Here is a 9,089-nt window from a genome sequence, read left to right as displayed (position 1 = left end):
GTGGTGCGTGTGCTCCGCCGCACCGTCGACCTGCTGGCTCAGGTGCCCTACTGCGAACTGGTCACCCAGCAGCTGCGCGACAAGGCCCGCGCCGCCCTCCGGGCGATCAACCGCTTCCCGGTCTGTGAGCTGGAGGATCTGCTTCCTTCAGGGGGGCCAGAGCCGGTTTCGGCGGATCGGCCATGAGGCTGCAACGGCGGCGCCACTGCCAGGTGGAGCTCGAGCCGCCCGTCAGCCAACAGGAGCTGGAGACTTTCCTCGGGCGGCCCATCCGCCCCCTGCGAGGTCTCCTGGACCCGTCTCGCCTGCAGCAGTGCGGACCTGACCTCTTCGATTACGTTTCAAAGCCCTATGGCGTGGCGGGCCTGACACTCCAGCCCAGGACGCGGCTCAGGGCCTGCTGGGATGGAGCGGAGCTGCTGATCCAGCAGGTGGCCAGCCGCGTTGAGGGCCTGGGTGAGTGGCAGAACCATCTCTCGTTTGGCCTTGAGGCGAGCCTGGCCCCGGCCCTGCAGTCAGGCTCCGCCGTGCTCGTAGCCGAGGCCATGGTCTGGGCGGATCTGCCTGCGGCGGCTCTGGTGGCCAGCCCGGCGCTCCATCTGGGTCTGGACCAATTGCTTGATCGCCTGGAGGGTCGCTGTCAGAAAGGCCTGCGGCGCCGGGCTGAGGGGTGGCTGCGGCGACACCGGGAGCGCAGTCTCGCCAGTGCGCCACAGGGGTCGGCGGGACCAGTGGGGTGAGCTTGGCGATGCCCCCGCCAGCCCATGCCTGGGCCAAGGCCATGGCCGTGGTTCCACGCGACCGGCTTGCGGATCATCAAGCCGGTCGCCCTACCGTGGAACCCATTGCCAGCCCCCGTTACCATGGGGGCCGTTTGTTTGGCTGGCTCGTGTTGACGAAGGCCGTCAAGCCACCAACGGTCACCCCGAAGCTCTTGCCCCATGAACTCCCCGCCGGCATGGTGGTGTTCGACAGGGTCACGAAGCGCGTTTCGACGGGAGGGGGCAGATCCGTTGTGGTGCTCGATGATGTGTCCATCACCATCGAACCCGGTACTCGGCTGGCCGTCTATGCGCCAACACTGGACAACAGCCGTGCGTTTCTGAACTGCCTGGCTGGCCATGAACAGGTCACCAGTGGTGAAATTCTGGTGGGTGGAACCTCCTCTTGGTCGATCGGATCACGCATGCCCCTCACGCCTGTCTTAACAGGAAGGGCGAATGCTGAATTCCTGATCTCCATTTATGGTTCGCTGGATGATGATGGGAAGGAGATGGAATTCATCGAGAAACTCTGCGACCTCGGTGACCTCTTCGATGAGCCCATAGAGGCCTACACATCTGGAATGCGCGATCGCTTCAAGTTGGCTGTCAGTCTTGCCTTCCAGTTTGAGGTGTACCCCGTCCAGCGTTGGGAAGGCTGGAATTGTCGGGCCGCCGTGCCCTTCATGGAGCAGGTCAAGCGACTGGTGGATCGTCGCCTGCTTGGCCGAACCCTGATCGCTGAGGCATCTCATTCCCAGAATTTTGCTGTGGATTACTGTGACGAAGGAATTGTTCTCAAGGATGGTAAAATTGTCTTCAAGGGTGATCTTGCGGAATGCAATAAGATTGCGCTTGAAGAGCGGACTGCTCGCAAAGACCGCTCTCTGAGTCGCTCCATTCGTCAGCATTCCGATCTCCAGGGAGAGATCGAAGAAAGTATGAATGAATTGGTTGATTACCGCCAATATGATAATGGCGGAGACGTTTCTTCTGATGATGGCTTCGGTGATCAAAAGGATGTTCGGGGCTTGATGCGGTGATCATCCAGAAAATCTTGTTGCAAATCAGAATCGTGAACGCTATCGCCCAGCGGGATATGCGACTTCGCTCTTCAAAGGGGCCAATGGGTATTGCCGGAATGTTCGTCGAACCTCTCGTCTTTATCTCAACATTCATGGCTTTTCGCCTCTTTGGTACCCAAGGTGGCTTGCAGCCTGACTACATCAATCCAGTTCTTTGGCTTGCCATTGGTTTCGTTGGCTTCTTCATGTTTTCGGAGGTGGCCATCAAGGCCCTCACGGGGGTTAAGAAGAATGCAAAGTTAACCTATTTCAGCCGAATCAGGCCGATTGACTCTCTGCTTGGTTCGGCTTTACTTGACACGCAGGTCTTTGCGGTCTTGCTCCTTGCATTCGTGTTTGGTTCCTATCTTTATGAATGGAAGCCTGTGGTGCAGGAGCCTGGATTGGCAATATTTTACTTTTTGATGCTATCTCTTCTGGCGTTTGGGGTCGGATTGGTAACTTTGATCGTCGGTCATCGCCTACCATTCGTTGCATCCCTCGCGAGGGTTCTTGTGCGGAGGCTGCTTCTCTTCACATCCTGCATCTTTTTTGGGATCAGCGCAATTCCAAATATTTTCAGAGGCTGGATTCTCTGGAACCCCCTAGCCCATGGAATTGAGCTGTTGCGACATTCCTTCAACTCTGATTACCCAATACCTGGTGTCTCTGCTGCATACCTTATCTGGTCAACCGTTTTTTTGATCGGCATTGGATTTTTTATCTATGACAACAATGAATCCCTTCTGCTTTCAGATGAGGATTGATATTCTGGTCGGCCCTTGCCAGTTGAGTTTTGAATCGCTTTAATGGTGAGCGGGGATTGTTGTTCGTGTTAGGATCCCAAGGATGAAAGCTCACGGCTCTGCTGCGGCGCCCTTGTTGGGTGGCCGTTCTCGACGCTCCTCGAGGCATGACTCTCGTGCTTCCTTCGAGGATCGTTTGGCTCGCCTGGGCCTTGCGGCTGGAGATGCTGGCCGTCGCCTGGCGTCTCGAGTGACGGCCAGTTTCTCCGCTGTTCTTCGTGCCATTGGTGTGGCCGAAGATGAGCTTCCTAATGTGGGGCAGCTTCCGGGCGATCCCGGAAGCGGTGCAGGTCGTAATCCTGGCCTGCTTGGACGTCTTCAGTTACCCAGCCTTTCAAGGGAGCAACTCCGCTGGTTGAAGCCTGGTCCCAAGCGAATTTCGGCCATCGTGCTGCTTGGTGGCATTCTATATTTTGGAATTATTGGTCGTAACCGTTACCAGGTCACGTCTGACTTCATTGTTCGACTGCCCCAGGCTCCCAACAGTGTGACGCCTTCATTGTTAGGCACAGTGCTGGCAGGCCCCACCATGTTGGGATCCCTTGAAGATGGCCGCTTTCTGGCTGTCTATCTCACTTCTCCTGAGGTGATGAAGCGTGTGTTCGTCAAGCTGGAACCTGAGGTCAGCTATGCCAGGGCAGGTTTCGATCCCTTTGCCGGCATGCCAACGCCCGCAAACTTTGACCAAAAGCTTGCTTTCTTCCGTCGCCAAGTGACTGTTGTTCCGCAGGACCTCACTGGCGTCATTCAGATGACGACAACCGGCTTGAAGGCTGATACAGCTTACAAGCTTAACCGTCTTCTCCTCGACGAAGCTGAAAACTTTCTGAATACTTCCAATCAGAATATCAGTCGTAATCAGCAGCGATTTGCTGAGCAGGAACTTGATGTTGCTCGCCAACGTCTGGCCAAGGCCCAACTCGATCTGGCCTCGTTCAACGATGCTCAAGGCGATGTGAATCCTGAGGCCCGTGCTGCTGCCACCAGTAGTTACATCACGGCATTGGAAACACGATTGGTCGATCTTCAGGTGGAAGAGGGTAGGCTGCGTCGTCAATTCCTGGATCCAAGCAGTCCTGAAGTCATCTATGTGACTGACCAGATCATTGAACTCAAGAATCAGATCGAGGAGGAACGTTCCAAGCTGGTTGGGCCTGATGCGATGAACTTTAACCAGTTGCTCAACCAGTCCAGAAACCTCACAACGGAAGTCGCCTTTGCTGAGGCATCTGTGAAGGCTGCCCAGTTGGCCGCCGATAACAGCCGGCTCGAAAGTCAACGCCAGCTCAAGTTTCTTGTCCTGCTCAGCAATCCCGAAGTCCCGGCCATGCAGTCCCTGGATTGGCGCTGGAAGGGTTTCCTCTCCATGGTTGGCCTGATCCTGGTCGGCTGGGGGATGGCGAGTTTCGTTCTGGGCATCACCCGCCGGCAGTAACAGCGCTTGTTTTGGCGCCGTCAACCAAGTCAGGACGACATCGAGCGGTTGCGTTCCCAACGCGATGCCGCTCGTCTCCAGCGTGATCGCTTACGCGAGCGACTTCAGCATCTCAAGGATCAGCTCACGGCAGAGCGATTGCGGCCCCTGGAGCCTCCCTATGGACGGCTCGATCTGGCCTGCTGGCATTCGGATGCACCCGAGCACGAGCCTCACTCCCTGGGTGGCGACGATCTATCGCCCATTGAGCCTCGGCACTGGTTTCCCGAGCGACACCTGGGTCAGTTGGAGGCCAAGAACCCCGGAACGGCTGTGGCCTTCGTCACGGTGGCCAATGCCCGTTTCTATCCGGGCCTGGAAGCGTTGCTGCTCTCGCTTCTCGCCATCTATCCGGATCTCTCCAGCCCGTTTGTCGTCTTTCATGATGGCTCGCTGACTCCTTTTCACCAGCAGCAGCTCGCCACCATCTATGCACGGGTTCGTTTCGATGTCCCGAACCCTGACTGGGCCTCTGATCTGCCGACCGACTCCCCCAATCGCGAGCGCATCGGCCTGCTGGGCTACCTCAACATTTTTGCCTTTTCCCTCCAGAACTTCGAGCGTGTCATTGTTCTGGACTCGGATGTTCTGATCGTCGGCCCCCTCGATCCCCTGTGGGCACCGGGGGAGCCCTTCCGGGCCGTGGTGGACTGCGGCGCAAGGCCCTACGCACTGGTCAGTTCCCACACCAGGCGCCCGATCATCAATTCCGGTGTGCTCTCGCTGCCTGGTTGGGCGCTCGGAGCCACATTTCTGGATCGGATCGCTGCCTTGATTCGCCGTGCCGGCCAGCCAGCTTGTCCCCTGTTGGATGGGTTTGCCGATCAGAAGATCTGGAATCAATTGCTGGCCGATCAACCCCTGGAGCTGCTGCCCATCAACTTCAACTGCAACATCAAGTATCTGGTCCAGTATCTGGAAGGTTGTGTCGAGGGCCTCTCCCTGATCCACTTCGCCGGGCCGAAGCCCTGGTTGCGGCACGAGCAGCCCCGGGCCCGTTCGCGCTCGATCACCGATCACTGGCTGTGGTTGCGTCACTACCGCCAGCTGCTCTTTGCAGAGCGCCTCCGCCAGTACCGTGCCCATGAGCTCGCTTCGCCCGATGTGGGCAGCCCTCTGGGTGCGGCAGCCTGTGATCAGGCTTGGCTTGCTGTTCACCCTGCGTCGCTGCTTGAGATCGACGGCGACCACGCTGAGCTGCATCTGATTCTTCACAGTGCCGAACAGTTCGTTGAGGAAAGGCCTGAGACGCCGCACTGGCCCACCGGCTGGCTGGAGGCGATCCGCCGGCTGGCGCAGAGCCATTCGTTGCACCTCTGGATTCCCTTTGGCTTGCGCCATCGGCTGGCCGTTCTTGGCTGTCCCGAGGGCGTGATCTGTCACCACGTGTTGCTGGAGCTCCCGTTCAGTGCCGAGGGCGGGGTGGCGTGTGACGGTGCCCATCAGCTGGGTTTTGTCCCGTGGCTGGGATCGGCCGAGGCCTCGATGCTCGCGGCTGTGCGGCATCGGCTCGCTGGCCGGACCGTGAGGATCGTGGACGGGGTGCCGGCGCCTTCACCCGGCTCGATGGGGGATCACGTTTCGGTGGGCTGTTCCGTTGACGGTTCAGGTGATGGTTCGACCAGGGGGTAGATGGTGGGATCCACCAGCCGACGCAGTACAGCATCATTGCCTCCACTCTTGTTGATGCTGAGAAACAGGCTGTGAATCGGGCCGCTCGGGCGTGAGGGGCGGATCCGCCGTCCGGAGGCCGTCAGCTCGGGAAATTCCAGCCGGAGCGATGGGTTCAGCAGGGCACTCGGCACCCCGAGCATCAGGGTGTGGTGCTTGAACCAGAGATCGTCGGCATGGCCAGCCAGGGCCAGGGCTCGGCCGGTGTCGCGCACTCCGGCGTGGAGTTGGCTGAGCCTGTAACAGATGCCATCCTTGCCGGTGGGCACCGTGAGGGGGTGCGGTTCCAGCAGGGAGGGATCATGCTTGATCCAGCTGTGGTATGGCGCGATCGTGCCCTGCTCGATCACCATGCGGCGCCCACGAAACCCCACCACGCACTGGAGGCGTTCCTGGGCTTCCAGCAGGCGGATCAGCCAGTCCCGGGGGTAGAGCGTGTCGTCGTCGGCGGTGATCAGGTAGGGATCCAGCGCCTGCTGCTCCTCGGTGAGCATCTCCAGAAGCGGCAGCAGCTTGCGGTAGGGGCCTGTGTTCGCCACGAAGTGGCAGTGCAGCCGCACCGGTGCCCGGCGTGAGCGCCGGATCAGCCGCTCGATGAACGCCGGCGTCTCGGCAAAGCCTTGATCCAGCAGGTAGGGCTGATGCGACAGGAAGAGGTGCAGCTCCACGGGCCGCCCATCCCCTGGTGGGATCTGGCCCAGCAGGCTGGCCAGGGTGCGTTTCAGGGCCCCTTCCCGACCGCGGATGGTCGTCAGACCGATCAGCACCGGAGCACCCGATCGGTCGGCCGAAGCCTCCTGCGTGCCCGATTCCGTCGCCGTTCCATGCCGTGGCATCACGCGAGATAGCCCTCCCGGATCAGGCGGCGCCAGGTCGGCAGGCGCAGGCTGCAGCCGTATTCGAATCCCGATGAAATGGTGGTGGGCGCTCCGCGCATCAGGTACAGCGGTTGCTCCAGCCAGTGCAGGGCAGCTTCGCCATACCGCCGTTGCAGTCGGTTCCGGAACTCCACGTCACCCCTGGAGCGCACCGGATAGAAGCCTCCCAGGGCCACGGCCGTGCTGCGTCGAACCATCAGGGTGGTGATGCCATCCCCCACCACCCTGCTGCCATCACCATCGGCCTGTGGCTTGCCGCTGGTTTCATCGAGCCGGATGTGCTGGGCATAACTGGCCAGGCCTCCGCCCTGAAGTGCCTGCCACTGGCGCTCGAGCCGCAGCGGATGGGAGAGGTCATCATCGTCCTGAATGGCGATCACCTCCGCCGTGGTGGCGTCGATCGCCAGATTGCGACAGGCGTACTGGCCCCTGTTGGCGAGCTGCTGAATCAGCCTGACGGGAAGGTGGTGCTCGTTGCGGTAGCGCTCCACCAGCTGCGCAAGGGCCTCGGCGACTGCCTCAGGCGAGCCGTCATCCACCACCACCACCTCCGCCGGGACGAGGGTCTGCAGACACAGCGACTCCAAGGCCTGCTCCAGCCGCTTCAGATCGGGCTTCAGGGTGGTGATCACCACGGCCACCGAGGCGCTGGCCCTGGCTTTCGCAGCGGGGGGAAAATGGCGCCTCCAGTGATCCAGCACAGCGTCGAAGGCTGCCGCCACCCCACCCTGATCCGGCAGCAGGGGGAGCAACGCGGGAACACCCCGCTCCTGGGCCCAGAGCCTCAGCAGGGACACGGTGTGGTTGCCGAGGCCGGCGCAGGCCGCCTCCAGCAACGGCGCCTCATCGCCGCCCAGCCAGCAGCGCGCGGCACCTCCGGGGGAGAGTTCCTGCACCCGTCGCAACAGCTTGATCCGATCCCTGAGGGCACCGCCCAGGCGCAGCAACAGCAGCAGCTGAAGCCGCATCAGGCCCAGGGTGGGATCCGAGTCCGCCTCGCTGTCGACCCCGGGGGGACTCGGGGGAGGCAGCTGGTGACGGTGAAGCCGAAGCAGGCCCGGCAGCAGGGCCGCGTTGGGGCCGCTCAGCCAACCCAGGTCGAGGCAAAAGCGGCGCAGATCCCGCAGGAGCACCCGCAACAGATCGGCCTGCCACCACACCCGCGGCAACAGCCGCTCGAACAGCATCACCAGGGCTTGCTGACGCTCCTCCGGGAGGTCATCCACGGTGGCCGTATCCAGCAGGACCACGCCTTTGAGCAGTTGCAGGCAGGCCGATGGCTGAAGCCGCTGGGGCAGCTGGCTGCAACTGACGGGATTCAGGTTCAAGGCCACCTGCTGCATCAACTGGAGATTGCCGCCAGCGCCCCGCAGGGCCTCGGCCAGCTGACGCTGCAGGAGTCGTCGCCGCGCCCCATCGCCCCTGGTCGAGGCCTGCTCGATCTGCTCGCCCACGCTGTCGATGGCCTCCGCCAGCCTGGTGAGGGCCGCGGAGCTTTCGGCACAGAGTTCCACATCCAGCAGGCGGATCAGCTGGGTGGCGCGATCCATCGGGGCCTCGAGCGCGAGGGCCAGGCTGACGGCTTGCTGGCGCAGCTTCCGACCCTGTTCGAGCAGGGCCGGATCCCGGGTGTTGAACCCGCCGATCACCGCTGCGACCAGGTTCCAGCGCCAGGCCTGCTGGGGTTCGGCCGCGAGCCAGGCGGGCAGGGCCTCGGCCAGCTGGCCGGCGAAGAACGGCTGTTCGGGCTCGGGCAGTTGATGCAGCAGGGCCGCCAGCTGGTCGGCCTCTTCAGGGCTCCACTCCCTCCCAGCCTCCAGCCACTTCCGGGGCTCGAGAGCGGGCCGCCAGCGTTGGCCAGGCCAGCATCGCGGGTCGATGCGATGCCGCAGACGCCGCTCGCGCTGCAGCCCATCCAGCACGGCGGCGATCTCGGCGTCCTTGGCGGCAGGAGCGAGCAGGGTCTGCCGGTAACGGTCCACCTCCTGCGCCAGGGCGGACGCTGACCGTGGTTCCACCAGGGGTTCCACGGCTGGCAGGTTGGCAGCCGTGTCCCTGCAGGACGACCAGGGAAGCGCCGCCAGACTCAAGGGGCTCGATCCATGCGCCAACCAGTCCGCCGCGGTCCGCAGCGGGCTGTCTTGGGCGAGGCCCCGAGCCCAGCTGAGCGGCAGGAGGCCGATGGCGTCCTCCAGGTCAGGGGCTAATGGACGGGCCTCCGGAGGACGGAGCTCCGGGGAGGTGATCACCACTCCAGGCGACGGATCGGCTGGCCACGAGCCGATGCTGACCAGCAGCATCCGATCCAGCCCGGGGGTGAAGGCATAGCGGCGTACTCCGGGCAGGCTGTAGTGGCGGTGCAGCAGCAGCTCCAGGTTGAGGCGCGTATGGACGTCCAGGGCGGCCAGGCGGGTGAGGATGGAGCCCCATCTTCG

At 62.1% G+C, this 9,089-nt stretch carries 8 protein-coding genes; 6 read left to right on the top strand and 2 right to left on the bottom strand.

Annotation, left to right across the window (positions count from 1 at the left end):
* From ACLD7X_RS03110 to ACLD7X_RS03085, 6 genes are all read left to right on the top strand, one after another.
* Positions 1-186, top strand: a 186-nt coding sequence (locus ACLD7X_RS03110) for a hypothetical protein (RefSeq protein WP_411422001.1), incomplete at its 5' end; no start/stop codon positions are given.
* A complete protein-coding gene (locus ACLD7X_RS03105; RefSeq protein ID WP_411422000.1) occupies positions 183-740 on the top strand; it encodes a DUF1997 domain-containing protein in 558 nt (185 codons plus the stop codon). The genes ACLD7X_RS03110 and ACLD7X_RS03105, both read left to right, overlap by 4 nt.
* Before the next feature lie 41 nt (positions 741-781).
* The gene (locus tag ACLD7X_RS03100) at positions 782-1,804 is read left to right on the top strand and encodes a hypothetical protein (RefSeq protein ID WP_411421999.1); all 1,023 of its coding nucleotides are present in this window, start codon (positions 782-784) and stop codon (positions 1,802-1,804) included.
* Positions 1,801-2,592 carry an ABC transporter permease gene (locus ACLD7X_RS03095; RefSeq protein WP_412007202.1) on the top strand — a complete coding sequence of 264 codons (792 nt, stop codon included), beginning with the start codon at positions 1,801-1,803 and terminating at the stop codon, positions 2,590-2,592. The genes ACLD7X_RS03100 and ACLD7X_RS03095 overlap by 4 nt, the downstream gene beginning before the upstream one ends.
* A 229-nt stretch (positions 2,593-2,821) precedes the next feature.
* A complete protein-coding gene (locus ACLD7X_RS03090; protein WP_411421997.1) occupies positions 2,822-4,066 on the top strand; it encodes a KpsE/RkpR family capsule polysaccharide export protein in 1,245 nt (414 codons plus the stop codon).
* A 48-nt stretch (positions 4,067-4,114) separates the two neighbouring features.
* Positions 4,115-5,737, top strand: coding sequence for a glycosyltransferase (locus ACLD7X_RS03085; protein WP_425625055.1), 1,623 nt, complete (start codon positions 4,115-4,117; stop codon positions 5,735-5,737).
* On the opposite strand, the gene ACLD7X_RS03080 is transcribed toward ACLD7X_RS03085, so the two are convergent.
* The gene (locus ACLD7X_RS03080) at positions 5,680-6,612 is read right to left on the bottom strand and encodes a glycosyltransferase family A protein (RefSeq protein ID WP_411421995.1); all 933 of its coding nucleotides are present in this window, start codon (positions 6,610-6,612) and stop codon (positions 5,680-5,682) included. The genes ACLD7X_RS03085 and ACLD7X_RS03080 overlap by 58 nt on opposite strands.
* The gene (locus tag ACLD7X_RS03075) at positions 6,612-8,903 is read right to left on the bottom strand and encodes a glycosyltransferase (protein ID WP_412007205.1); all 2,292 of its coding nucleotides are present in this window, start codon (positions 8,901-8,903) and stop codon (positions 6,612-6,614) included. Before ACLD7X_RS03075 ends, ACLD7X_RS03080 begins: the two co-directional genes overlap by 1 nt.
* Positions 8,904-9,089 lie beyond the last annotated feature (186 nt).

Source organism: Aphanothece microscopica RSMan92 (assembly GCF_046613545.2).
GTDB lineage: Bacteria > Cyanobacteriota > Cyanobacteriia > PCC-6307 > Cyanobiaceae > NIES-981.
The sequence above is the reverse complement of the archived record's forward strand: the minus strand, read 5'-3'. Positions and strand labels throughout refer to the sequence as shown.

Bases quoted from the DNA above. Each gene is read 5' to 3' on its own strand.
- ACLD7X_RS03105 (WP_411422000.1), top strand. From the start codon at position 183: ATGAGGCTGCAACGGCGGCGCCACTGCCAGGTGGAGCTCGAGCCGCCC.
- ACLD7X_RS03080 (WP_411421995.1), bottom strand. From the start codon at position 6,612: ATGCCACGGCATGGAACGGCGACGGAATCGGGCACGCAGGAGGCTTCG.
- ACLD7X_RS03100 (WP_411421999.1), top strand. From the start codon at position 782: ATGGCCGTGGTTCCACGCGACCGGCTTGCGGATCATCAAGCCGGTCGC.